Source organism: Burkholderia sp. ZZQ-2, assembly GCF_050768715.1.
GTDB classification, from domain to species: Bacteria; Pseudomonadota; Gammaproteobacteria; order Burkholderiales; family Burkholderiaceae; genus Burkholderia; species Burkholderia cepacia.
This window is the reverse complement of the sequence record NZ_LDVA01000317.1, coordinates 44,454-68,061: the sequence shown is the minus strand read 5'-3', so window position 1 is coordinate 68,061 and position 23,608 is coordinate 44,454. Positions and strand designations below refer to the sequence as shown.

22 protein-coding genes and 2 pseudogenes are annotated in these 23,608 nt (G+C 64.8%); 10 read left to right on the top strand and 14 right to left on the bottom strand.

Annotated elements, in window-relative coordinates; all coding sequences use genetic code 11:
- Positions 1-45: 45 nt before the first annotated feature.
- Positions 46-240 carry a hypothetical protein gene (locus tag ABY44_RS29010; protein WP_034196223.1) on the bottom strand — a complete coding sequence of 65 codons (195 nt, stop codon included), beginning with the start codon at positions 238-240 and terminating at the stop codon, positions 46-48.
- A gap of 262 nt (positions 241-502) precedes the next feature.
- Between ABY44_RS29010 and ABY44_RS29005 the strand changes: the two genes are divergently transcribed.
- Together ABY44_RS29005 and ABY44_RS29000 are read left to right on the top strand one after the other, a co-directional pair.
- The gene (locus tag ABY44_RS29005) at positions 503-775 is read left to right on the top strand and encodes a hypothetical protein (RefSeq protein WP_006413577.1); all 273 of its coding nucleotides are present in this window, start codon (positions 503-505) and stop codon (positions 773-775) included.
- Positions 776-842: 67 nt separating this feature from the next.
- Complete coding sequence (locus ABY44_RS29000; RefSeq protein WP_006413543.1) at positions 843-1,022, top strand: hypothetical protein; 180 nt, start codon at positions 843-845, stop codon at positions 1,020-1,022.
- Positions 1,023-1,086: 64 nt separating this feature from the next.
- Here the strand turns inward: ABY44_RS29000 and ABY44_RS28995 are convergent, their stop codons facing one another.
- Together ABY44_RS28995 and ABY44_RS28990 are read right to left on the bottom strand one after the other, a co-directional pair.
- Positions 1,087-2,268, bottom strand: a complete 1,182-nt coding sequence (locus tag ABY44_RS28995; RefSeq protein ID WP_027792669.1) for a DesA family fatty acid desaturase — start codon at positions 2,266-2,268, stop codon at positions 1,087-1,089.
- 91 nt (positions 2,269-2,359) lie between these two features.
- The gene (locus tag ABY44_RS28990; protein ID WP_059236745.1) at positions 2,360-2,578 is read right to left on the bottom strand and encodes a glycine zipper 2TM domain-containing protein; all 219 of its coding nucleotides are present in this window, start codon (positions 2,576-2,578) and stop codon (positions 2,360-2,362) included.
- A 425-nt stretch (positions 2,579-3,003) separates the two neighbouring features.
- Here ABY44_RS28990 and ABY44_RS28985 point away from each other — a divergent pair, with 425 nt between their 5' ends.
- On the top strand, positions 3,004-3,723 hold the full coding sequence (locus tag ABY44_RS28985) for a Crp/Fnr family transcriptional regulator (RefSeq protein ID WP_011548853.1): 720 nt from the start codon (positions 3,004-3,006) through the stop codon (positions 3,721-3,723).
- Between the two features lie 140 nt (positions 3,724-3,863).
- A complete protein-coding gene (locus ABY44_RS28980; protein ID WP_006413539.1) occupies positions 3,864-4,067 on the top strand; it encodes a hypothetical protein in 204 nt (67 codons plus the stop codon).
- A gap of 174 nt (positions 4,068-4,241) precedes the next feature.
- Here the strand turns inward: ABY44_RS28980 and ABY44_RS28975 are convergent.
- The 4 genes and pseudogenes from ABY44_RS28975 to ABY44_RS28960 form a co-directional block, all read right to left on the bottom strand.
- A pseudogene (locus tag ABY44_RS28975) lies at positions 4,242-4,588 on the bottom strand (transposase); the annotation flags it as partial.
- Positions 4,589-4,828: 240 nt separating this feature from the next.
- Positions 4,829-5,146, bottom strand: a complete 318-nt coding sequence (locus ABY44_RS28970) for a hypothetical protein (RefSeq protein ID WP_226153369.1) — start codon at positions 5,144-5,146, stop codon at positions 4,829-4,831.
- Positions 5,143-5,514 (bottom strand): hypothetical protein, encoded by a 372-nt coding sequence (locus tag ABY44_RS28965; protein WP_127479540.1) that lies wholly within the window; start codon positions 5,512-5,514, stop codon positions 5,143-5,145. Before ABY44_RS28965 ends, ABY44_RS28970 begins: the two co-directional genes overlap by 4 nt.
- Positions 5,515-5,703: 189 nt before the next feature.
- Entirely contained in the window at positions 5,704-6,045 is a 342-nt protein-coding gene (locus ABY44_RS28960; RefSeq protein ID WP_234743370.1) for a hypothetical protein, read from the bottom strand.
- Positions 6,046-6,185: 140 nt separating this feature from the next.
- On the opposite strand from ABY44_RS28960, the gene ABY44_RS28955 reads away from it, so the two are divergent.
- On the top strand, positions 6,186-7,247 hold the full coding sequence (locus ABY44_RS28955) for a helix-turn-helix domain-containing protein (RefSeq protein ID WP_226153370.1): 1,062 nt from the start codon (positions 6,186-6,188) through the stop codon (positions 7,245-7,247).
- 126 nt (positions 7,248-7,373) lie between these two features.
- Here ABY44_RS28955 and ABY44_RS28950 read toward each other — a convergent pair whose 3' ends face one another.
- The 3 genes from ABY44_RS28950 to ABY44_RS28940 all read right to left on the bottom strand — a co-directional run bounded on the left by ABY44_RS28950 (position 7,374) and on the right by ABY44_RS28940 (position 16,894).
- Entirely contained in the window at positions 7,374-7,589 is a 216-nt protein-coding gene (locus ABY44_RS28950) for a glycine zipper 2TM domain-containing protein (protein WP_234743368.1), read from the bottom strand.
- Between the two features lie 162 nt (positions 7,590-7,751).
- On the bottom strand, positions 7,752-16,379 hold the full coding sequence (locus ABY44_RS28945; RefSeq protein WP_234743367.1) for a GH36-type glycosyl hydrolase domain-containing protein: 8,628 nt from the start codon (positions 16,377-16,379) through the stop codon (positions 7,752-7,754).
- A gap of 62 nt (positions 16,380-16,441) precedes the next feature.
- Positions 16,442-16,894, bottom strand: a complete 453-nt coding sequence (locus ABY44_RS28940) for a type II toxin-antitoxin system HicB family antitoxin (protein WP_234743366.1) — start codon at positions 16,892-16,894, stop codon at positions 16,442-16,444.
- A 327-nt stretch (positions 16,895-17,221) separates the two neighbouring features.
- Here ABY44_RS28940 and ABY44_RS28935 point away from each other — a divergent pair, with 327 nt between their 5' ends.
- Positions 17,222-18,094, top strand: coding sequence for a slipin family protein (locus tag ABY44_RS28935; protein WP_027792660.1), 873 nt, complete (start codon positions 17,222-17,224; stop codon positions 18,092-18,094).
- A 617-nt stretch (positions 18,095-18,711) separates the two neighbouring features.
- A pseudogene (locus ABY44_RS28930) lies at positions 18,712-18,915 on the top strand (transposase domain-containing protein); the annotation flags it as partial.
- Here the strand turns inward: ABY44_RS28930 and ABY44_RS28925 are convergent.
- Genes ABY44_RS28925 through ABY44_RS28915 form a run of 3 tightly spaced genes read right to left on the bottom strand, consistent with a single transcriptional unit; the run spans position 18,912 to position 19,793 of the window.
- Positions 18,912-19,163, bottom strand: a complete 252-nt coding sequence (locus ABY44_RS28925; RefSeq protein WP_234743365.1) for a hypothetical protein — start codon at positions 19,161-19,163, stop codon at positions 18,912-18,914. The pseudogene ABY44_RS28930 and the gene ABY44_RS28925 sit on opposite strands and share 4 nt — an antisense overlap.
- 43 nt (positions 19,164-19,206) lie before the next feature.
- Complete coding sequence (locus tag ABY44_RS28920; RefSeq protein ID WP_234743364.1) at positions 19,207-19,590, bottom strand: type II toxin-antitoxin system VapC family toxin; 384 nt, start codon at positions 19,588-19,590, stop codon at positions 19,207-19,209.
- Positions 19,587-19,793, bottom strand: coding sequence for a type II toxin-antitoxin system VapB family antitoxin (locus ABY44_RS28915; RefSeq protein ID WP_234743363.1), 207 nt, complete (start codon positions 19,791-19,793; stop codon positions 19,587-19,589). Before ABY44_RS28915 ends, ABY44_RS28920 begins: the two co-directional genes overlap by 4 nt.
- A 584-nt stretch (positions 19,794-20,377) precedes the next feature.
- Here ABY44_RS28915 and ABY44_RS28910 point away from each other — a divergent pair.
- Positions 20,378-21,037 (top strand): carbonic anhydrase, encoded by a 660-nt coding sequence (locus ABY44_RS28910; protein WP_059676244.1) that lies wholly within the window; start codon positions 20,378-20,380, stop codon positions 21,035-21,037.
- Positions 21,038-21,327: 290 nt separating this feature from the next.
- Here ABY44_RS28910 and ABY44_RS28905 read toward each other — a convergent pair whose 3' ends face one another.
- Positions 21,328-21,897: a lipocalin family protein gene (locus ABY44_RS28905; RefSeq protein WP_212103891.1), complete on the bottom strand. Its 570-nt coding sequence runs from the start codon at positions 21,895-21,897 to the stop codon at positions 21,328-21,330.
- Between the two features lie 250 nt (positions 21,898-22,147).
- Here ABY44_RS28905 and ABY44_RS28900 point away from each other — a divergent pair, with 250 nt between their 5' ends.
- On the top strand, positions 22,148-22,759 hold the full coding sequence (locus ABY44_RS28900) for a sigma-70 family RNA polymerase sigma factor (RefSeq protein WP_034203526.1): 612 nt from the start codon (positions 22,148-22,150) through the stop codon (positions 22,757-22,759).
- Complete coding sequence (locus ABY44_RS28895; RefSeq protein ID WP_059676247.1) at positions 22,756-23,490, top strand: anti-sigma factor; 735 nt, start codon at positions 22,756-22,758, stop codon at positions 23,488-23,490. Before ABY44_RS28900 ends, ABY44_RS28895 begins: the two co-directional genes overlap by 4 nt.
- The last annotated feature ends 118 nt before the right edge of the window (positions 23,491-23,608 follow it).

Sequence of the window (23,608 nt, the reverse complement as noted above, 5' to 3'; positions counted from 1 at the left end):
GTCCATGGATCGTTGTACAGGAAAAACCCGGTCGACGCGTGCGCGCTAATCGGCGCACCGATTCAGCCACAGCCGGCCTGCGGCGGTCATGTTGATCGAACCGCCGGTGCGCGACTCGTATGCAAGCCCGTGAGTCAACAGTTCATCGGCTATGACGCGTGGAATATCGGCTTGTGAATCGGGAATCCGATCAAGCGATTTGAGGGTCTCGACAACCTCGGGTGAAAGTGGGATGCACATGGCGGCCTCCTCGGTATTGACTTCATGTTGAACCGAGCGACACGCGCGGGTCTGTACGGTATCGACTATTTGGACGCAGGTTTTGCGGCACCTCGCTGACGCCAGATGATCAACCTGAATCGACAATATGATTCGGTATCCGATATTTTTATTGCGCAACCGGTTTTGAACGCGCACACTACAGAGACCTGCCGGTTCGTTGTCAAGGCATCGGCGCCCTCGAATCCTTCGGCGCCAACGGTCGCTCTGTCAGGAGCACATCATGACCATTCCCACTCTCGAATATCGCGGCCGTGAACTCCGCGTCTATTCACAAATGCTTTTCCCGCCGTTCGGCGATCCCCACGCCCCCGGTCCGAAACGTTTCGGTTCAATCGTACGCATCGACACGATTCCGTCGACCTCGGCAACGGCGCCGCGTTACTCGACCATTTTCGAGCATGGCGCTCCGCAAACGGCGGCGCTCGCCCTCGATCTGGCGATGCAATTCGGCAAGGACATCGTCGACGGCAGAATCGCCCCTACGGCGATCTGATCCATCCGCCGCATCGGACTCGATGCGGCGTCTCGCGACGCGAGCACATCTCACTCAGGAGCGATCCATGAAATATTACTCAAGCACCTCGATCGACCGGCGCGATGACGCGACCCGGAAAAAACAGCGGGACGATCTCGCGCGTGCCGATGTCGAACGCGCCGAAAAGCGCATCCGTCAGGATGCCGGCATCAACTCCAATGCGAGCAAGTGGCGTTATTTGCGCCCCGACAATCGGGCGAGATGAGCGACGGATGCGCCACGCGCCGTGGCACACCGGTCCCGCACCGCAGGTCGCGGGCGGGCCGGGATCACGCATACCGGCGCAGGTGTATCGAGAATTCGGCGATCGCGTCGATGCCGCTCTGCTCCGCGCAGCGGCACCAATCCTGTAACTGAGCCAGCAATTGCTCGTGCGACGCGTGTGGCCACGTCCATAGCTCGAGCAACGCGTCGTACATATCCACATACACGCGTATTCGCCGGTTGGCATTGGGGCTCGTCAGCACGCGCAGGTCGGGCTTGTTCCGATGGCCCCAGGCCTGGCGCAGCCAGTGTTTCATGCCGAGCGCGAACGCGCGCTTGTCGTCTCGACTCATGTCCTCGACGCGGCGCAGTTCCCGCCGGCAGGCGGACTCGAGCGTGCGCGCAAAGGCGGCCATCACCGCATGCCGGTTGCGGATGACCGCTTGCAGCGTCGCGTCGTCGGCGACTGCCTTGACCGGGAGCAGGCGCGGCTGCGTTGCGACTCGCCGAACGGTCGCCAGCCGCAATGCCGCCAGCAGGCGGATGTACGCCCAGCCGATATCGAACTCGAACCAGCGATTCGACAGCCTGGCGGACGTCACGTACGCGTGATGATTGTTGTGCAGCTCTTCGCCGCCGATCAGGATGCCCAGCGGGAAAAGGTTGGTACTCGCATCGGGTGTCGCGAAATTCCGATAGCCGCTGAAATGGCCTAAGCCATTGATCACGCCACCGGCCCAGAACGGAATCCATATCATCTGGATCGCCCACGCCGCCACGCCGGGCAACCCGAACAGCCCGACGTCGATCACGACCAGCAGCCCGACGCCGAGATTCGGATAGCGGGCATAGACGTGGCGTTCGAGCCAGTCGTCCGGCGTCCCCGATCCGTATCTGCGCGCCGTTTCCTCGTTCCGCACTTCCGCACGGTACAGTTCCGCGCCGCGCAGCAGCACGGTCGCGAGGCCGCGGGTTCGCGGGCTATGCGGATCGTCCGGGGTCTCGCTCCGCGCGTGATGCTTGCGATGCACCGCGACCCATTGCGAGGTCAGCATGCCGGTCGTCAACCACAGCCAGAACCGGAAGAAGTGACTGATGCACGGGTGCAGATCCAGCGCCCGGTGCGCCTGGCAGCGGTGCAGGTACACGGTCACGCTGATGATGGTGACATGCGTGAGCACGAACACGACCCACGCAAGCTGCAACCAGGACAGCCTCAGTTCGCCGTTCAGAAGAAATGCCGACATTCCGTTCGCACTCCGCGCCACACTGGTATCCGCGCACGCTTCGCCGTGACGACGCGTGCGCGTGCCGATTCCCTGCCCTTCGACGAGCCTCCTATTTCCCGACCTGATTGCCGACAACCCCTCCGACGGCGGCACCGCCAACGGTGCCCAACGCACTGCCGCCCGTCAGGACCGCACCGGCGACGCCGCCGACACCCGCCCCGATCACGGTATCCGTTCCGCGGTGGGACATGTCGCCGCAACCCGCCAGTACGATCATCGTTATGGTGACTATCGCCGTCCCGACCGGCACGGAATGTAGCTTTCTCATGATCATCTCCTCGGGTCGCCGCTACGCTGTCCGATCCCGCACGGCGCGCGGAACCCCCTGGGCTGACGTCCCGATGAAATTCGAGACGTCGAATCACGATGGGGGGTAAATCGCGCGAAGTCCGTCCGCTAACGTACCGGACTGGATGCCGGCCGACCGTCTCACGGAAGCGCCGCTTGCACCGCGCCCGGCGCCAAAGCCGGCGTTGACCTGACTTCCTTGTAGTCGACATCGCGCGGCGAACAGCTCCCTGAGCCTTGCCGATCACGGCCGTCCCTGGCTCGTCAGGAAATCGGGCTTATTTTCAGCTACCGTACCGTCAAGCTGCGAACGACGAGATACGATAGTGAATCCCGCTCACTCCCCGCTGCGCTCGAAGCGACCAGACAACGCCATCGCGCCAGATGCGAGCCTAGGAACCACGCATGCCAGACATCCCCCCCATCACTGAAAATCACCTGCTTGCCGCACTGCCGGAGAACGAGCTTGCACGCATCATCCCGAACCTGACGATCGTCGACATGCCGCTCGGGAAAGTGCTGTACGAATCGGGCGGCCAGCTTCATCACGTCTATTTTCCGACCACGACGATCGTGTCGCTGCTGTACGTGATGGAGGATGGCTCGTCTGCGGAAATCGCGATCGTCGGGCATGAGGGCATGATCGGCGTGTCGCTGTTCATGGGTGGTGAAACGACGCCGAGTCGCGCCGTCGTGCAAAGCGCTGGGCAGGCCTACCGGCTCGACGCGAGCGTCCTGAAAGAAGAATTCCGGCGCGGCAACTCGATGCAGCGTCTGTTGTTGCGCTATACGCAGGCGCTCATCACGCAGATGGCGCAGACCGCGGTATGCAACCGTCATCACTCGATCGATCAGCAGCTGTGTCGCTGGCTGCTGCTCAGCCTCGACCGTCTGCCATCGAACCAGTTGCGCATGACGCAGGAGCTGATCGCCAACATGCTGGGCGTGCGCAGGTCGGGCGTGACGGAAGCGGCATTGAAACTGCAGGACGCTGGCCTCATCCGCTACAACTACGGCCATATCGAGGTGCTGGACCGACCCGGGCTCGAAAAGCGTGTGTGCGAATGCTACAGCGTGGTCAAACGCGAATTCGATCGCCTGCTTCCTGACCTGAAGCGGCTCTAGGAATCCGTCAGCAACGGCGCTGGCCGACACTGCGCGGCATCGTACCGACTTCTTCGTCCGGCCCGGTCATCCTGTATTCGACACGCGTGCGTCGTCGATGCCGATACGCCCGCGCAAGGCGAATTCACGGGAGCAGGCAGATGAACGACCGCAAGCAGAAAGACGACGCTGTCGGGCAGCAACGCCGTAAATACGAGCAGGACAATGCAACGGACGACGGTATGCCCGCCGCGCCCGAAGTGCCGACGCATACGTGCCCGACCGAGCAAGAACGATTGCGGACCGCGAAGCAACGGATCGCCGATTCGAGAAAGCGCTGGGGTATGGCCTATCCGCCGAATTGAGCACGCACTGTGATCATGATACGGCGTTGCTCCCGACACAGGCGGAGCATGACATTCGCGCTCCGCGTTGTCGTGCGCGCGTCCCGCAGGCTACGTCGCCGACGTTCCGGCATCGGGCCTACTGGCACAGGCGGATCAAGAATTCGGCAATGGCCTTGATCCGCGCTGTTCCGTTCGGGTCACGATTCCATGCCAGTAGCCCTGCAAACGTCCGGCGAACTTTTGCAGGGCGGCCATCCCGCTTTCCCGAGCCTGTTCGAATCATTGCCTCCCAAGCCTTTTTCGCCCAGGCCGGCTTGCGGTAGAACTTTGCCGCGACGCGATACAGATCAAAGATGATTTCTGCTTGCGGGCACTGTGCCTTGATCCCCAGCTCATAGGCCGTAGTCATGTCGATGGTGACCGTTTCGATGCGCGCGGCGATGCCTTCAGGCAACTGTTCGATGCAGGTTCGAAACGTGTCGCGCGAGCCATCCATCCCCCCCAACCCACAGCACTCACCGGCCAATCGGATCGGCCATTCCCCACGCTTTAACCAATAACTCGCCCAGCAACCCGGCGCCTGAAGTGCCTAGGGTCGAGTAATTATCTTTCCCGCTCCCTTTAAGGTCAGGCGTCAGATTACGCAATCGCCCTCAAGCCCTCCACGATTTTCCGCGAAGCATCTTGATGAAGGGCGGTAAAGTGATCGAGAAAGATTGCCTTTTCAAGTTCGATTGAAGGCGGCATCGTATGGATGCCCTGCCCGCTAGACGCGCCGGTCACACTAACTTGCGGAAGATGGCGTCGAATTTGTTTCGGGAAAAGCAACGGCCGGAAAGTTCATCCGCGAACCGGTTATCCTGGAACCACTGGATCAAGCAGTGCCACTGGCGCATCGATTCGACGGCGATCATGCGATAGGGAACCCCGGAGTCATTCCGGACGGCGATCTGCATGCGGGGAAGCGACGCCCACAGGCGGACGGTCTCGATCGAAAGCCCCGCCACGATTTCCGCGTCGAACGTCGCGAGGCTCGCGCCGGCGAGGATGCGGCTTTTCGTGGCGACGAGCGGCAGCACGGCCTGGTCGGGGATCACGCCGGCGACATCCGATGGCGATGCGAGCAGACCCTCATCACAAGCCAGTGCCGTTCGTTTACAACGAAAGGCGTGCCCTCGGTCCAGCACACGATGACGTAACCGTTCGAATGCGCGAGGTATCGCAGGCGTCTGCCGCTACCGCCATCCACGCGATCCCTGCAATCGAATGCTGGCTTCCTGACGGTAGTGGGCAAATCGTCGGGATTGAGTCTGTCGTGCACAACGGCAAATGTGCCCTTTTCCAGAATGAGGGCCGCACGCTCGCCATTCGCCCGACAGCGCTTCAATTCGGCGAGCGCCAGTCCGGCCAGACTCTGCGGACCGAACGTCTGCGCCAGTCGGGCAGCCAGTGCTTCGATATTCATGTCGCCGCTCCCCCAGCAATCGCTTAGCCACCCTTCGATGGATGGCTTAATCATCATCAATCGGTATGCCGATCGATCCGTCTGAGTGCTTGAGCAGTCTAGTATCGTGCGAACAATTCTTCTGTCCGCTACCGTGCCCGGGATTTGCCGCCGAGCGCAGCACGCGGCCGCGCGGCGTGGAATAGCCGGTCAACAGATTGCGGGCGGTGAAGCCGGTTCAGGTGGGCTGCCGTCGGGCTCATCAACGAGCATCCGGAGAATTTGCTGCAGTTGCCGCGCGCATCGGCGAGCATCCTCGGGGGCATTTGCATCGATCGCCTCGAGCAGGCTAACGAATGCAATGAGGAAGGAATCGGAGACGGGCGTCTCACGCGCATGCTCGCGCAGATAAGCGCTATAACTGAAAACGCGCTGGATGAATTCGATCTGGTGAGCGGCAAATTCGTCATCGCCCACGGAAGGTGGCACAACGGCGAGAACACTGTCGGACAACGAAGGAGGAAGACGGATGTAAGACGGGCGATCACTCATGCGGATCTCGTGAAACGCACGAACGCGGCGTGAATGCCCGAAGCACGGACGCTGTTTCACGACGGAAGGCGCCTATGCTATAAGTGTCTCTAGGATTTGACATACCAACGCTCATCGTATTTTTTCATCGACCAGGCGTGGTGTCAAATCAATTTGACACCAAACTTAACTATCGATCGATGCGATTTGATTGGAGCAAGCTGTTCGACGAACTGAAGCGCGAGGGGCAGTTCGGCAGCGATGCGCAACTGGCCGACAGCCTTGGGCTTACGCGCGCGCAAATCTCGGCATGGCGCACCGGCAAAAGCGATCTCGGCATCCTGACCAAGATCAAGATCCTCGATGCACTGGGTCACGACACGTTGCGTACGTCGCTGTCGAGCTTGCTGCCCGAGAAAAACCGGGAAACACAGGCAGCACAGCATGCAAAGCTTCTTGCGCGCATCGACCGAATCCGATCGGGAGTAGGCGTCGTGCCCGCAGAGCGGGACGACGCGGCCGACTCGCCCGTAGTAGCGAACAATCTTCTCGGCGAATTGCCCATGGACGAGCGCAAGCGCATCGAGCCCCATCTGTCGTGGGTCGCGCTGCCGCTCGGGCATGTAGTGTATGAACCGGGCGATCACCTGAGCCACGTCTACCTGCCGACGACTGCGATCATTTCGATGCTGTACGTGATGGAAAACGGTTCGTCCGCGGAAATTGCCGTGGTCGGACGCGACGGGCTGCTTGGCGTCGCGCTGTTCATGGGCGGTGAAACGATGCCGAACCGGGCCATCGTCCAGAGCGCGGGCGAAGCGTTCCGCCTGAGCGGACAGATCGTGAAAGAGGAATTCGCGCGCGGCGGTGCATTGCAGCGCGTGTTTCTGCGCTACACGCAGGCGCTCATCACCCAGATGGCGCAGACGGCCGTGTGCAATCGCCATCACTCGATCGCGCAGCAATTCTGCCGTTGGCTGCTGCTGAGCCTTGACCGGCTGGATTCGCGCAACGTGCGGATGACGCAGGAACTGATTGCCGACATGCTCGGCGTACGCAGAGCCAGTGTGACGGAAACCGCAAAACGGCTTCAGGAAGAAGGCATCATCCGTTATTCGCGCGGATTGATTGAAGTCGTCGATCGCAGCGCCCTCGAGCGGCGCGTGTGCGAATGCTACATGGTAGTCAAGAAGGAAAGCGACCGGCTGCTGTCGCAAAAGTAGGTACTGCCTGGGCTGCGTCCCGCCATCGACATAACACGGATGCCTGCCGAACACGTTTCTCAGCCAGTCGATGTCCATGCTGTCCCAATTGCCCATGTACCGGGTCTTCCGAAAACGCCCGATCTATTACCCGACCTGATTGCCGACCACCCCGCCGACGGCCGCGCCGCCCACCGTGCCCAATGCACTGCCGCCCGTCAGTACCGCGCCGGCGACGCCGCCGACACCCGCCCCGATCACGGTGTCCGTTCCACGGTGAGACATCCCACCGCAACCTGCCAGCACGACAATCGTCATGGTGACTATCGCCATCTCGAGTGCCACGGAATCTAGCTTTCTCATGATCATCTCCTTTGGGGTGCCGCGGCGCCGTCTGATCCGGCACGGCGTACGGAGGCCCATGCGCTGACATCTCGATGAAATTCGGGACATCGGTTCATGATGGCCGGTCGATCGCGCGCAGTCCGTCCGCTAACGTACCGGCGCGGATGCCGATCTGCCGCGTCACAGAAGCACCGCTTGCGCCGCCCCCAGCGTCACGACCACGCTGTGGCGGCGACCGTCGTCCACGAGCCGCACCGCCGCTTCGCCGGCGGCGAGCCGCACGCCATCGACCACGAGGCGGGACACGCCGCCGCTGGCGCCGCCCGGATTCTCGACGACGATGTCGTAGTGCGACGCGCCGTGACGCAGCGTGGCCCTAAAGCCCGGCCAGGACAGCGGGATGCACGGTTGAATGGACAGCATGTCGCCATGCCTGCGCAGACCGAGCACGCCTTCGACGCCCGCGCGATAGAGCCAGCCGGCCGAGCCGGTGTACCACGTCCAGCCGCCGCGGCCGACATGCGGCGCGACGGAATATACGTCGGCCGCGACCACGTACGGCTCGACCCGATAGCGATTCGCCCCGCTGCGCGTGCGGCTGCGATTGACCGGATTGAGCAGCGCGAACAGATTCGCGGCGCGATCGCCGTCGCCCATTTGCGCGAACGCGAGCACCGACCACGTGGCCGCATGCGTGTACTGGCCGCCGTTCTCCCGGATGCCCGGCGGATAGCCCTTGATATAACCGGGATCGACCGACGAACGATCGAACGGCGGTGCGAACAGCAGGGCCAGGCCATCGTCGCGGCGGATCAACTGCGCTTCCAGCGCGTCCATTGCCTGAGCGGCGCGCATCGGGTCCGCCGCGCGCGACAGCACGCTCCACGACTGCGCGATCGCGTCGATCGAGCATTCGGCGTTGCCGGCCGAGCCGAGCGGCGTACCGTCGTCGAAGTAGCCGCGCCGATACCATGCGCCGTCCCATCCCGCATCGGCAAGCGCATCGCGCAACGCGGCGGCACGCGTCGACCAGCGCGCCGCCAGGTCGGCCGAGCCGCGCGCCGCCGCGAGCGGGGCGAACGCCGTGAGCGTCGCATGCAGAAACCACCCGAGCCAGACACTTTCACCCCGCCCGGCTTCGCCGACCCGGTTCATGCCGTCGTTCCAGTCGCCCGTGCCGATCAGCGGCAGGCCATGCTCGCCGACCTGCGCGAGACTGGCCTCCAGTCCGCGCACGCAATGCTCGAACAGCGACGCGCTCGTTTCCGAGATGCGCGGGATGAAGAACGCGTCCTGCTCGTCGGCGGCCAGCGGTCGTCCGTCGATGAACGGGATCGATACATCGAGAATCGCGCGGTCGCCGCTGACGTCGACGTAGTGCGCAACCGCATGCGCGAGCCAGACGCGGTCGTCGGAGATCCGTGTGCGTACGCCGCTGCCGCTTTCCGGCAGCCACCAGTGCTGCATGTCGCCTTCCGGAAACTGGCGCGCCGCCGCCCGCAGCAGATGCTCGCGCGCCAGGGCCGGGCGGGCGATGGCGAGCGCCATGCCGTCCTGCAACTGGTCGCGAAAGCCGTACGCGCCGCTCGCCTGATAGAAGCCCGCACGCGCCCAGATCCGGCAAGACAGCGTCTGGTACAGCAGCCAGCGGTTCAGCATCAGATCCATCGCGCGGTCCGGTGTCTCGACCTGGATCGCGCCGAGCGTCTCGTCCCAGAACGCCGTCACGGCGGCGAATATCGCGTCGAGATCCGCCTGACGGTAATGCGCGATCAACTGTCGCGCCGCTGCCGCGTCGGCGCCCTCGCCGAGCAGCAAGACGATTTCGATGCTGCCGCCGGGTTCGAGATCGACCGTGGTCTGCAACGCGGCACACGGGTCGAGCCCGGCGCCGACGCGGCCCGACAACGGCGACGCGCCGGCCCTGCCCGGAAAACCGGCGGGATCGCTCAGGACGCCATTGCGGCCGATGAACTCGCGCCGGTCCGCGCTCCACGAGGTTTGCAGGCCGCATAAATCGGCGAACGCCACCCTGCCGCGATACACCTGACTCCAGTCGTTGCGGGCAAACAGCGCTCCGGTCGGCTGATCGATCTCGCTCGCGGTGTGCGGCGCCGCGACGCTGCGCGACGAACCCAGCGCCCACTCCGCATAGGTTGCGACGGACAGCCGGCGAGTCCGGTCGGACAGGTTGCGCAAGGTCAGGCGGGAAATCTTGACAGGATCGGCCAGGGGCACGAACTGCAGCAACTCGACGGCGACGTCGGCGGCGGAATGCGCAAACCGGCTGTAGCCCTGGCCATGACTCGCCACGAAAGCGGTCGCGCCCGGCGCGTCGTCGCCGATCGAGGCCGCTTGCGGCCCCCAGCGCACGCCGGTCTCGTCGTCGCGGATGTAGAACACTTCGCTCGGCGGATCGGTGACCGGGTCGTTCGACCACGGCGTCAGCGGATGCTCGCGGCTGTTCGTCACCCAGGTATAGCCGCCCCCCTCCGCCGACGTCAGGAAGCCGCACGAGGGATTCGCGACGACGTTGACCCACGGCATCGGCGTGCATTGACCGGGCTGCAGGATCACGACGTATTCGCGGCCGCCACGCGCGAAACCGCCGATTCCGTTGAAGTACTCGAGACCGGCGCCGGCCTGCGCGCCCTTCGGCGGCGCAATCGTGGGCGGCGGCAGCGGCGCGCGCGCGGGATCCGGTCGCGTGGGCAGCGGTGAACCCGCGAGGCGCCGCAACTGGTCCACCAGCCGGCCGTTGCGCGCGGCGAGCACGGCGCGCGCGACCGCCGGAAACAGCGCGCGCGCCGCGGCCGCCATCAGATCCTCGCGCAGCACGAAAATACTGCCGCGCCCGGCTTCGTCCGGCTGCTGCCGGGTCCGCACCAGCCCCTCGAGCGCCGCCTGCAAATCCTGCACGTACGACGCCGCGCGCTCGTTGATGATGACCAGATCGACCTCGAGCCGCTTCATCCGCCAGTACTCGTGCGCGCGGATCAGCTGCCGCACCATCGCGATGTGCTCGATGTCGTCGATCCGCACCAGCAGGATCGGCAGATCGCCCGATACGCCATGGGTCCATAGCGGCGCCGCGCCCACGCCGCCCGCCGCGGACACCGCTGCCGCATGTCGTATCAGCGCGGCGGACCCCGGCCGCATCGACGCATCGCTGTAGAGCATGTATCCGGCCAGTTGCTGGAACAACGCGGCCTCGTCGAGGCTCACCGCGCTATGCCGCAGCTGCACCTGCGCCTGGGTCCACGCGAGCATCGCCGCCCGCGCGAACGATTCGCCGTCGCGATGCTTGTCGATCAGGTCGAGCAGCTGCGCGCGCGAATCCGCGACGATGGTCCAATAGACGATGCTCGCCTTCGCGCCCGGCTCGATGCGCAGCCGCTGCCGCAGCGTGAACGCCGCGTCCAGTACCGCGCCTTCGCAAGCGCCCAGCGCACGCTGTTCGGTCAGCGCAAGCGGCAGGCGAACGCTGCGCCCGCGTCCGATGACGCGCAATCGATCGGTGTCGAATTCTTCCGCGCCGACGGTTTCGCCGGAGGTCACGGCCAGATGCGCGGCCCAAACTTCCGCCTCGTTCGGCGCGCGCTTGCGCCGCGTCGCCAGAATCGCGCCAGACGCCGGCACGTACTCGGTTTCGATGAACAGTTTCGAGAATGCGGGATGGGCGTGATCGGCGGCGGGCGGAGCGAGCACGATTTCCGCGTAGGACGTGAATTCGATCACGCGTGGCCGGGAGCCGGTATTGGCCACCGACACCCGCCGCACTTCCGCATCGTCCTCGGCGGATACCACCACCTCAAGCGACGTCGTCAAGGTGCCGTCGCGACGCACGAACTCGGCGCGATCTTCGGTGAACGTCACTTCGTAGCTGTCCGGCACCACGCCGGTGGGCTGCCACGTGGCCGACCAGACCTCGCCGCTCTCGGCGTCGCGCAGATACAGATAGCTACCCCAATCGTCGCGCGTCGCGTCTTCCCGCCAGCGCGTGACGGCCAGATCGTCGCGGCGGCTGTAGCCGGAGCCCGCGGCCGTGAGCATCACGGCGTAGCGGCCGTTGGACAGCAGATGCGTGACGGGCGCGGGATCGTCCGCCGACAGCAGGCGCCGTGCAACGCCGGCGTCGACGCCATGCATCCTGCCGGCGGGTCTGGCGTCGACCCGCGGCCGCCCTGCCGCGACCCGGCCCGGCACCCGTTCCTGCAACAGCAACTCGGTGGCGCGCACGGCCGGCTCGCCATGGAAGAAGGCGCGAATGCGCCCGCCCAGCAGTGCATTGGCGATCGACACGATCGACATGCCCTGGTGATGCGCCATGAATGCCCGCACGATCGCAACTGGCATGCCTTCCGGCACGCGCGCGGGCGTGTAGTCGAGCGCTTCGTAGAAGCCGAAGCGCCCGCACGCGCCGGCTGCACGCAACCGCTCAAAGTTGCGCGCGGCGGCGTTCGGCGCGACCATCGCCGCGAGCGCGGTCGCATAGGGCGCGACCACCAGGTTCTGGTCGAGATCGCGCTTGAGCCCCAACTCCGGCACGCCGAAGCTCGAATACTGATAGGTTAGCTCGATGTCGCGTGTGTTGTACGCCGATTCGGACATGCCCCACGGCAGGCGCAGCCCGTCGCCGTAGGCGATCTGGCGACGCACCACCAGCTGATTGGTGCGCGCGAGCAGGCTGCTGTCCGGCGCGCGCATCACGAGCGACGGCATCAGGTATTCGAACATCGATCCCGACCACGAGATCAGCGCCGCGCCGTGCCCGATCGGCGTCGCCAGGCGGCCGAGCCGGAACCAGTGCCGCGCCGGGACATCACCCTTCGCGATCGCGACGAAACTCGCGAGGCGCGCCTCCGATGCCAGCAGATCGTAGTTGCCCGGATCGAGCCGCCCGTCGCCCACCGCGTAACCAATCGACAGCAGATTGCGCACCGGGTCGAGCAGAAAGCCGAACTCCATCGCATAGGCTATCTGCAACGCGGTATCGGCCAGCGTATGCAGGCGCTTGTTCAGCACGTCCGCTTCGTCCGGCGTGCGCGTCGCGTCGCGGCAATGCCCTTGCACCGCGTGCTCCAGCGCCTGCGCCCAAAACAGCACGTCGTCGACGTCGCCGCGCCGCACCCCGCCGACCTCGTCCGTCAGCGCGCGCGCGACATCGGCGACCGTCGCGGTGAGGATCGTGATCTCGGACCATTCCGGCGCTGCGGGGCCGTCCGGGGCGCCGACTTCCCGGGCCGGCGCGGCGAGCGTCTCATCCAGCTCGGTCGCGGCCTGCTCGAATTCGCCGTGCAAGGTCGTCCGGGCATCGCCATCGCGGCACACGGCCTTGCGCAACAGCGCGAGCGTGTCACCGATCCCTTCGTACGCGGCCTGCCACCCCACACCGGCGGGCTGATTCGCCCAGGCCCGGCAACCGTTGCCGAGGGCGATCAGGTGGCCGGCAAGATTGCCGCTGTCGACCGACGACACGTACTTCGGCTCGAGGGGCCGCAGGTCGCGCGTGTCGTACCAGTTATAAAAGTGGCCGCGATAGCGTGACATCAGTCGCATCGTCGCGACGGTCGCCTCCAGCCGCGATACCGCGTCCAGCGTACCGAGCCAGCCAAACTCGCGGGCGCTGACGGCAGACAGCAGGTATAGCCCGATGTTGGTGGGCGAAGTCCGGTGCGCGACGACGGGCTTCGGGTCCTCCTGGAAATTGTCCAGCGGCAGCATCTGATCGTCCGCCGTCACGAACGTCTCGAAATAACGCCAGGTCCGGCGCGCGTCGCGCCGCAGTTGACGCGCATCGTGCGGGGCCACCGGCAGCTCGCCCGCCGACCGTGGTGCGCGGCTCAGCCAATACGCGATCGCCGGCGCGGCAAGCCAGACGAGTACGAACGGCACGGCCAGCCAGCCCGTATGACGATCGAGGCGCCAGCCCGCCATCAGACTGGCAGCCGCGACAAGCAGCGCGAGCGTCACACCGCCGCGCATTTGCAGATAGGTGGGCGCGAGGGTCCGCCGGTCGCGCGCACCCGCTGCGGCCGCCGTGGTCCATTCGAGCAGATGGCGACGGCTGATCGCCACACGAAACAGCGTACGCGCGATCGCGTCGCCCATCGACCACGCCTGCTGCGGCAACATGACGATCGACAGGCCGAACCGCGTCAACGCGAACCGCAACTCCATCGACCATGCATGGAGCACGCTGCGCGTGGTCATCTTCACGTGCGTGCGCCGCCAGCGCGGCACCAGCCCGCTCAATACAGGCAACAGGAACGGCAGCGCGATCGTCACCAGCACGAAGGCGCTCCAGGCGAGCGATACGGGGAGCGGCAGCATCCATCCGGCCAGTAGCGCGACCAGCATGGCGGGCGCCGTGAGTGTGCGGCGCAGGTTGTCCAGCATCTTCCAGCGGCCGACCGCCGTCAACGGTTCGTGGCCGAACAGCAACCAGGGCAGGAGCTGCCAGTCGCCGCGCGCCCATCGGTGCAGGCGGCTCGCGGCGACGTCGTAGCGGGACGGCGACGCTTCGACAACCTCGATATCCGACGCCAGTCCGGCCCGCGCGAAAATACCTTCGAACAGATCGTGACTGAGCACCGCGTTCTCCGGCACGCGACCGGCGAGCACCGCCTCGAACGCGTCGACGTCGTAGATGCCCTTGCCCGCATAGGATCCTTCGTCGAACAGATCCTGATAGACATCCGATACGGCTGACACGTAAGGATCGATGCCGTGCGCGCTCGACGACACGCGCTGGAACAGCGAACCCTCGTCGCCGCTCGCGAGCGAGGACGTGACGCGCGGCTGAAGGACGCCGTAGCCGCCGACGATGCGCCGGCTCGCCGAATCGAATACCGGCCGGTTGAGCGGATGCGCCATCTTGCCGACCAGGCGGCGCACGGTATCGCGCAGCAACCGCGTATCGGCATCGAGCGTGATCACGTAGCGCACGTCCGGCGGCACGTGCGGCGTCCGGCCGGCCGCCGCGATGAACGTCGTGTCCGATGCGCCGCGCAGCAATCGATTCAGCTCGTGCAGCTTGCCGCGCTTGCGCTCCCAGCCCATCCAGCACCGTTCGCCGTCGTTCCATACGCGCTTGCGGTGCAGCAGCAGGAAGCGCTCGCCTTCGCCCGGCGCAGCCGGATAAAGGCGATTCAACCGGTCGATGCCCTCCGTCGCGGATGCCAGCAACCTGTCGTCGCTGTCGGCGTGCGGCGTGGACGCGTCCATCCAGTCGGAGAGCAAAGCGAAGTAAAGCGCGCCGTTGGGGCTCGCCAGATGATGAATTTCCAGTTGCTCGATCTGCTCGCCGAGCACAGCTTCCGTTGTCAGCAGCACCGGCACGGCGACCATCGTGCGCAGGTCCGGCGGAATGCCGTCGAGCAATGCGAGGCCGGGCAGGATCTTCGCGCCGACATCGCGCATCACGCCGCGATTGACGAGCGCGACCGCGGCATCCAGCGCGGGTAGCAGGCCGGCGACGCCGAGCCAGATCAGCCAGTGACCGGGCGGTTCGACACGCGTGAGCCACGCCAGCATGCCCGCCAGCAGCAGCGCGACGATCAGCCCGATCCGGCCGAGATAACCGCCGAGACCGGCGTGGCGTGTCAGGCGCCGCAGCCACAACGCGACGGGCGGCCGATAGCCGATCTCCGCTTCGAGCGCGGCGCGGCCGTTCGCCAGCAGGTAGTAACCTGGATCCGTCTCGGCGGCCGGCCCGCAGCCTGCACCCTGCGCCGCCGCATCGGCGACGACGCGGCGGGCAATCTCGAGCTCGCTGACGGGTGCGCCGCGGGCCAGCGCTTCAACCGCGTCGCGATACAGGTTGCGCGTGGGGAAATCCATCTCCGCGAAGCCTGGGTGGCTGCGCAGTACCTGATCGACCAGGCTGACGCGCTCGAACAGATCGGTCCAGTCCACCTCCGAAATCAGCCGCATGCTGGTGATCACGTTGCGCACGGTCAGGCTGGCGGCGCCCTGCTGATGGTTGACGGACGCGACAATTTGGTCCGGCGTCGCGCCGCGCGCCGCCAGGTGCCGATGCAGCCACGCCAGTGCCGGCGCGACGGCCGGATTGGGATCGTGCAGCCGCTGAATCAGCTGCACCGCGAACGCATCGTGCAATACGGCCTGCTCGTAATTGGCGACGAGCGGCTCCGCCGCGACCCGCGCCTGGCCGCCCTCGCCGAGCAGGCGATCCGCGAGCGCGTCGGCGTCGAGTCTCGCGCGCCGGTCGTCGATGATCTGATCCGCGAGCCGTCGCAGGTTCTCGATCAGCACGATCCGCAGCGTGATCGCCACCGCCCACAGTTCGCCGATCGTCAACGGTTCCACGGCCTGATAGGCAAGCATGAAACGACATAGCGCATCGGGATCGAAACGGCTGTCGGTGTGGGCGACGAAGGCCCAGTTGATCTCGAACACGCGCGGATAACCGGCGAACGGGCCGTTGCCGAGTTTGGGCAGTTGCCGGTAATAACGCGGGGAGAGATCATCCCGGATCTGCCGCACCTGTTCCGCGACAAGATAGTAGTTGTCGAGCAACCACTCTGCCGCAGGCGTGATTTCTTCGCCGCGTGCGTCTGCGGCCGCCGTGTTCCGGTAGGCCTTCAGCAGATGATCCGCGTTGTCCTTCAGCCGCGTGGCGAGCGACGGGCCCGCTGCCACACCGGGCAGCACCTTCTGCGCGCGAGCCAGGCTGCCCGCATGCTGCGCCAGTCGCTCCTCGCCGAAGAACTCCTCGCGAATCGGCCGGGCATTGCTCCATGGCGATGTCCGGCGTCGCGACACTCGCGCAACGTGAATCTTCAAGGCGCTTCCTCCCCCATCGCCGCACCATCCGCAGCGGCTTCATGCCCGGCACGCCCGGGCCGTCAGGCCGCTTCCGACAGCGATTTCGCGACGGGTTCGCACCGCAACGCCCCGTGCTGCGTGGATTGGACGGCTGCGTTCTCGCACGCCAGCGACACGAAGGCATCGCGAGTCGTATGCAGCGCGTTCGCCGTCCGATCGATGTCGTGCACGATGCGCTTCGGCAAGCACAGCTCGATGCGCACCGAACTCGACGTCATCCGGCTCAGGTCCAGATCGATGAACCGCCAGATCCCGTCCTCGGCATCGACTTCCGACGCCTGCAATACCGACATGTCCGTGGTCGGTGGCGGAACGAGACGCGCGGAGCGGTCGTAGCGGGCCATGACCCGTTGCTCGGCGGCCGCTTGCAGCTCGCCATACGAGTCGCCCTCCACGCCGACCTCGGGGAAATCCGGAAGCGCGCCGCGATAGCGGGGCTGCCCATGCTGCGTGATGTAGATCGGATATTTCATGAACCGCTCCCCGCTGAAGAACGTGACGAACGTCATCGTGCATCGCGCAGGCTCGTCGAGTCGGTACGCTGAAGAACAGTCTCCGGGAAGCGTCTCGTGGTGCGCTGCACGTCATTCACACACCGGATCACCCGATATTTCGCTATCCGGTCACGCAAGCGCAGCGCGCGCGATCGAGGTACGGCACCGTACCGATCGGCATGGCGTTAGGGCGCACGCTCGCATCAGGGCTTCTGCCCTTGTTGCCAGAACGCCCAAGACGACCCGAGATGCAGTGCGCCTCATCGCTCATGCGCCAGGTTGTCGTCACCGAAACGGAGCGTCACCATGAATCCCATCACACTCGTGTTATCTGCCGCGTTCGTCCTCGCGGCATTCGCCATCGGCGCGTGGGGCCACCTGTATCTTGCGGCCCCCCTTTTCATCGTCGCGGTCCTGATCGCACTGTCCGTGCGGGTCGCCAACGTCTGGGAGAAGTTCGTGATCCTGCGGATTGGCAAGCTGCAAAGCGTCAAGGGTGCCGGTTTTTTCATGATCATTCCAATCCTGGACAATGTTGTCGCGATCATCGACGAACGCATTCAAACCACCGCCTTCAACGCCGAACAAGCGCTGACCAAGGACACCGTGCCCGTCAACGTCGACGCCGTGATTTTCTGGCACGTCCATGACGCGCAGAAAGCCGCGCTCGCCATCACCGACTACCGGCAAGCAATCGACCGCGTTGCGCAAACCTCGCTGCGGGAAATGATCGGGGCATCGATGCTGGCTGCCTTGTTGTCGGATCGCAAGGCGGCCGACATGCACCTGCGCGACGAGATCGGCAGAAAGACCGTGGATTGGGGCGTGACCGTCCGCTCGGTCGAGACCCGCGATGTTGCGATCCCAGTCGCGCTGCAGGATTCGATGTCGCGCCAGGCGCAAGCCGAGCGCGAAAAGCAGGCACGGGTGATCCTCGGCTCGGCGGAGGCCGAGATCGCGACCAAGTTCGTCGAAGCGGCGCAGGTCTACGAAAATCATCCAGGTGCGCTTCAGTTGCGAGCGATGAACATCATCTACGAAACGACGAAGGAACGCGGCGCGACGATCCTGATCCCCAGTGCGATGGTTGACAGCCTGAATCCCGTGCTCGCGCTTGCGATTGCCGGGTATGACGCGGCGGGCGCCGCACCGGCGCCTGCGCTCAAGACAGCAGCGTGATCGCTAGCTCGTATTCACTCCCCCGCGACGCCTTGCGCAGATCGCCCGAACATTGCTAGAGCGGGGGGTACCCCACACGATTTGATGATGAGACTGTTGCGAATACTTCACCGAAGGCAGGAGGCGGAAATTGCTTCATCACGTTACAACGCGGGGTTGGTCGTGGCGGGGGCGAGTCCCCCTCTCATTCGAGGTCGGCCGTGGATCCTCACATAGCATCGATTGATGACCGCCATGAACATATCGTTGCAAGAAGATAGTGGCCGCGTTCACCTCACAAAGGCTGATCGTCGAATTGCAACTGGTTCGTCACCGAGACGATGCCGTCGACGCGCCAGGCGACTGTTGCTACGAAATTCGCCTCGTTCGCGTCGGCAACCGAGCCGACAAGCGTTGCGATGACGGTGCATCACCTTGCGGGCGACCCACGCGCCCTTTTCCGTGCCTTCATTTCTTGTTACTCGTTGGTTGGATGGTATGTCTGTAGCCCGCTGGCTTGAAAAACAGACAGCAACCATTTGATTTTAAAAAAATACTTAGAGGCGGCGGGGCGTAACCCCGCATGCAGTCCAGATCGCTCTAACCGGAAAATTGCACGGAGATCAAGGTTACCCCCTATCGGACGGCGCAACTACTTGTTCGCGGGGGCAGACTCAGGTGGCGAGCGCGCTGCCGCTATCTACAGCCTGATTGTCACCGCCAAGCTCAATGACGTCGATCCGGAAGCATATCTGCGCCATGTGCTGGCGCGCATTGCGGATCATCCGATCAACCGGATTGATGACCTGCTGCCCTGGCATCTGGCACAGGATCTGGCTTAGTCCTCGTACGAGATCGGCGCTTCGGCGCAATCCAGGACAATCGAGTGCATGCGGATCTCGCACCACTCCTTGAATAGCTTGAGCGTACGACCTTGCGGCCATAGACGCTCGTCGACATACCAGTCCTCGAGCATGCGTTCGAAAATGACCTGCCAGTGCTTCTGTAACCAACGCTTGGCAGCGGCATCGGGATCGCTACCGGATGCAGGAACCAGAAAAGCGTTTGCGTTCTCGCTGGCTTGTTCCAAGCCGCCATGCTAAAGCAATACGGTGTCGGTGCCACGCTTACGCTCAATGCAGGTCAGGCGGTACGTATTGGGCCCCGAATCGCTCTGCCAGTTGCGCGAGCCGCCGATCACGCGTCCAGAGCCGGGTGCTCGGGGTCAACAGCACCGATGCAAGCAGCGTGCAATCCACGGCACCGCATCCGCGCCCATACAGCCGTTCCCGCTCGATCCAGTCCGCTACTTCGCCTGGCGTCGCGAGGCGCGTTTGGCGCAATAACGCGAGATCTCCCAGCGTTCGTGCCCGCGGTTCGGGTGGTGTCCCGCACGTGAGCTCAAGTATCACCAGCGGATGTGTAAGGATGCTATCGACGCGCAGAAGTTGGATAAGTGCCGGGAGTGGCCGCCGGAAATGCTCGACCCACACGGACGTGTCGACCAAGACACTCATCGGGCGGTTGCCTCAGCGGCGCGGCGCGGGACATCTGCCATGTCGGGCGCGCGACCGCCCAGGGCGGCTAGGCGTTGACCGGCCTGAACACGCACGAAGGTTTCAAGTGCCGCCCGGAACAGGTCGGCCGGCGGCATGCCCGGTTCGGCGAGTTCGAGTGCGCGCGCATAGAGAGTGTCGTCGACGGTGACGGTGGTACGCATGATGCCTCCTTCGATGCATTTTCGCATCAATTATAGCATCAATTCAATAGCAGCTCAGTCGCTGATAAACGGATCGCCCGCCGGCCTGAACTGGGGCCGTGACACTTTCGTGGGCCAGAGCCGAATACGAAGACAGTCGCGGCTGGCGAAAATTCGTCACGACGTTGCTGGCGCACGTCTGGGCGGGTGTTATGGTCAACACGCTGCGCGGCCATCCGTGCTCGAATCCGCATACCAAGGCAGGTACGGGCTGTCGTCAGTCTTGTCGTGTCACCACGGTAATTGTGCAGCGCGCTACTGCACAAATCCCGGCCGCGAAAGGTTGTTGTGACTGGAGGCATATTATTTCGGTGCAGCCGGAAACCGAAATGAGCGCAAGGTCTGGAGCATTAATTATGACTCCGACCCCATATATGTGATAATGTTAATTATGTCAAATTGATCGAATATTCGTTCTCCTGGGTCGGATACCAGGCGACCCCGCACGCCATCCCGCCCGCCTGATGTCTCTATTATCATGCTCGCCGCGCAGGCGCACCTGCTTGCAACTGCGCTGATCATACGTCTGAAGTTTTGGAGCGAGCATGCGAGACATCATCGATGGCTTTTTGCGTTTTCAACGCGACATCTACCCGCAACGTGAGGCGCTTTTCAAGCAACTCGCCACGTCACAGAACCCCAAGGCGCTATTCGTCACGTGCTCCGACAGCCGTGTCGTACCTGAACTGCTCACTCAGCGTGAGCCGGGCGAACTGTTCGTGATCCGCAATGCGGGCAATATCGTGCCGTCCTACGGCCCGGAACCCGGCGGGGTGTCGGCCACCGTGGAATACGCGGTCGCCGTTCTCGGCGTTCGGGATATCGTGATCTGCGGCCACTCCGATTGCGGCGCGATGGGCGCGATTTCGCGCTGCACCTGCCTCGACCATCTGCCGGCCGTCGCGAACTGGCTGCGTCATGCCGATTCCGCGCGAGTCATCAACGCCGCGCACGAATACGACACGCCGCGCGCAAAACTCGACGGGCTCGTGCGCGAAAACGTCATCGCGCAACTGGCGAACCTGCGCACCCACCCTTCAGTCGCGCTTGCACTGGAGCGAGGACGCCTAAACCTGCACGGCTGGGTCTACGACATCGAGACGGGCGGCATCGATGCGCTGGACGGCACCACCCGACGTTTCCTCCCGCTGGCCGAATCGCCCACGGTGGTCGCCGTGAACTCGCGCGACCGCGCTCAGATCTAGTCCACCGACTGTTCGCGCCCGATGCCTGGCATCGGGCGTGCACAACGATCCGCCTCTCGGAGCGAGAGCGGGAGCGCGCACGCCGGTTTGTATCGCCCCACCCCACGCGCGAGTCTAACGGCGTCAATGCAGACGCCTCCCACGTTGACGGGTATCGACACCATCACGTGTACTCCATCGGCGATATCCCGCCTTTCGCCGTCGCCATCGGCCACGGCTGCGGGCATACGCGGAGCTCGGCGTTGTTCCCGGCCCGATGGCGCCGTGCACGCGTGTTGTGTGCGGTCGCCCTAATGCGCAGTGCGCCGCAACATCGTCGTGTCGTAACCGAGCGTCCGAACCCGTTCGACAAGCGCCGCGGCCTGTTCAGCGGAGGGCTTCGCATCGCGCGTCAGGATCCACAGGAACCGACCCGACGGTTCACCGACGATCGACCATGAGTAGTCGTCGGCGCGATCGAGCACCCAGTAATCGCCGAAGAAGAACGGCCCGAAGAACGACACTTTCAGCTTTGCGCCGCCGCTGTCGGCCACGATCTTTGCGCGCCCGTCGGAGCTTCGCGCGTGGCCGTCCGGCCCGCCTTCGTGGCAGGTATTGCGCACACCGACGAGACCGTCTTCCCGCTTCGCATAGTCGGCCGTCACGCCGTCGCATCCGCGCTCGAAGCGGTTTTCATACCGCGCGAACTCGTACCATCTGCCGACGTAGCGATCGAGATCGACGGATTTCGCGGGTTGCGGAACGTGTGCATTCCCGCTGGGCCCGCCGGCGAGGCCTGCACATCCCGCCAGCACCAGGGCGGCGCCCGCCACGATCACTCCCGCCGCCCACACCGGTCGGCCAACGATACTTCGCTTCATTGAATGACTCTCCAGACACGAAACCCGGTCATTGTGCACGCAACCGACGGTAGTCGGCCGCATTCGCCGCACGTTGCGGCTGCCTGCATCCGCGCGGACGCGTCGCTCGTATCTGGTTGAAGAGATCACAGCGGGCGTTGCGCTGCACAACGTGCAGCGGGCGCGCCACCGATCGGTCGATCACATGCATCCGAGAGTGCTATATTTCGCTCGATATTCACATCATGGCGGTCCGCGCCATCCCCTTCGCATGAGCGACACGCCAGGCGGTGCCAGCGGCTTCGATCAGTCTGCCCCTTCGCGCGATGCCGATGCGGATGTCGCGCGCCGCGAACATCTGAACCGGGTGATGCTTCAGGCAGCAACAGGCGACCAGGCGGCTTTCGCGGAGTTGTACCGGCTGACCGCGTCGCGGGTGTTCGGGACAATCGTGCGCATGCTTCACGATCACGGGGAAGCCGAGGATCTCCTCCAGGAGGTCTACACGACCGCATGGCGACGCATCGACGCATTCGACCCGGCGCGCGGCGGCGCGATGACGTGGCTGATCACGCTGGCGCGCAACAAGACGATCGACCGCTTGCGGCAGCATCGCGACGCGCAACTCGACGACGAACAGGCGCTGGAGCTTCCCGCCGAAGATCCGACGCCCGCCACGCTGGCGGAGGCCTCGCAGGAGCGCCTGCGCCTCGAGCGATGCCTCGCGCAACTCGATCCGCAGCAGGGCCGCGCGGTGCGCGAGGCCTTCTTCAGCGGCGCGACCTACAGTGAGCTGGCAGCGCGACTGCGTGTGCCGCTCGGAACCATGAAGAGCTGGATCCGGCGCAGCCTGATGCAGCTGAAGGTGTGTCTGGAGCAATGAATACGCCGGCCGATCACGATCCCGAATTGCGCTGCGCCGAATACGCCCTCGGCGTGCTCGACGCAGACGCGCGCCGCGAGCTGGAGCAGTCCGCCGCGCGCGACCCGGCGTTGCAAGCCACGCTCGAGCGCTGGCAGCGCCACCTCGCCCCGCTCGCGGACGACGTCACGCCCGTCGACCCGCCCGCGAGAACCTGGACGAGGATCCAGCACCAACTGGGCTTCATCCCGCCGCCGCGCCCGCGCAGCGCTGCGCCATCCGACGGATGGTGGAACAACCTGAAACTGTGGCGCTGGGTCGGCATGGGCGCGAGCGTGGCGGCGCTCGGGCTGCTCACGGTCAACGTGATCCGGGTGGGCGAAGCGCCGCCGCGCCCCGCTGCCGAAGACAGCCACTACATGGCGGCCACGCTGGCACAAGCGGATGGCGTCGCACGGTGGACCGCCACGGTCGACTTGCGGCGTGCCCGGATGGTCGTGGTGCCCGCGAACACGCCACCTGTCGCCGCGGACCGCTCGACGGAGCTCTGGCTGATTCCGCCGAATGCGAAGCCGATCTCGCTCGGCGTATTCGCGTCGAACGCACCGGCGTCGATGACGCTGCCGCAAGCGATCGTCGCGCGACTCGATGCACGCGCGGTGCTCGCCGTATCGCTCGAGCCTCACGGCGGCTCGCCGAGCGGCCAACCCACCGGGCCGGTGCTCGCCACCGGCGCGATGCACACCACTTGACGCGCGCATCGCGCTCGACCCGCAAACGTAAAGCGCGGCGGCGTGCCGCCCGCTGCCTTCTCTCTAGACGAGATCACGCATCTCGTCGCATTCGTCTGCATCCGATCGGTCGCCGGCT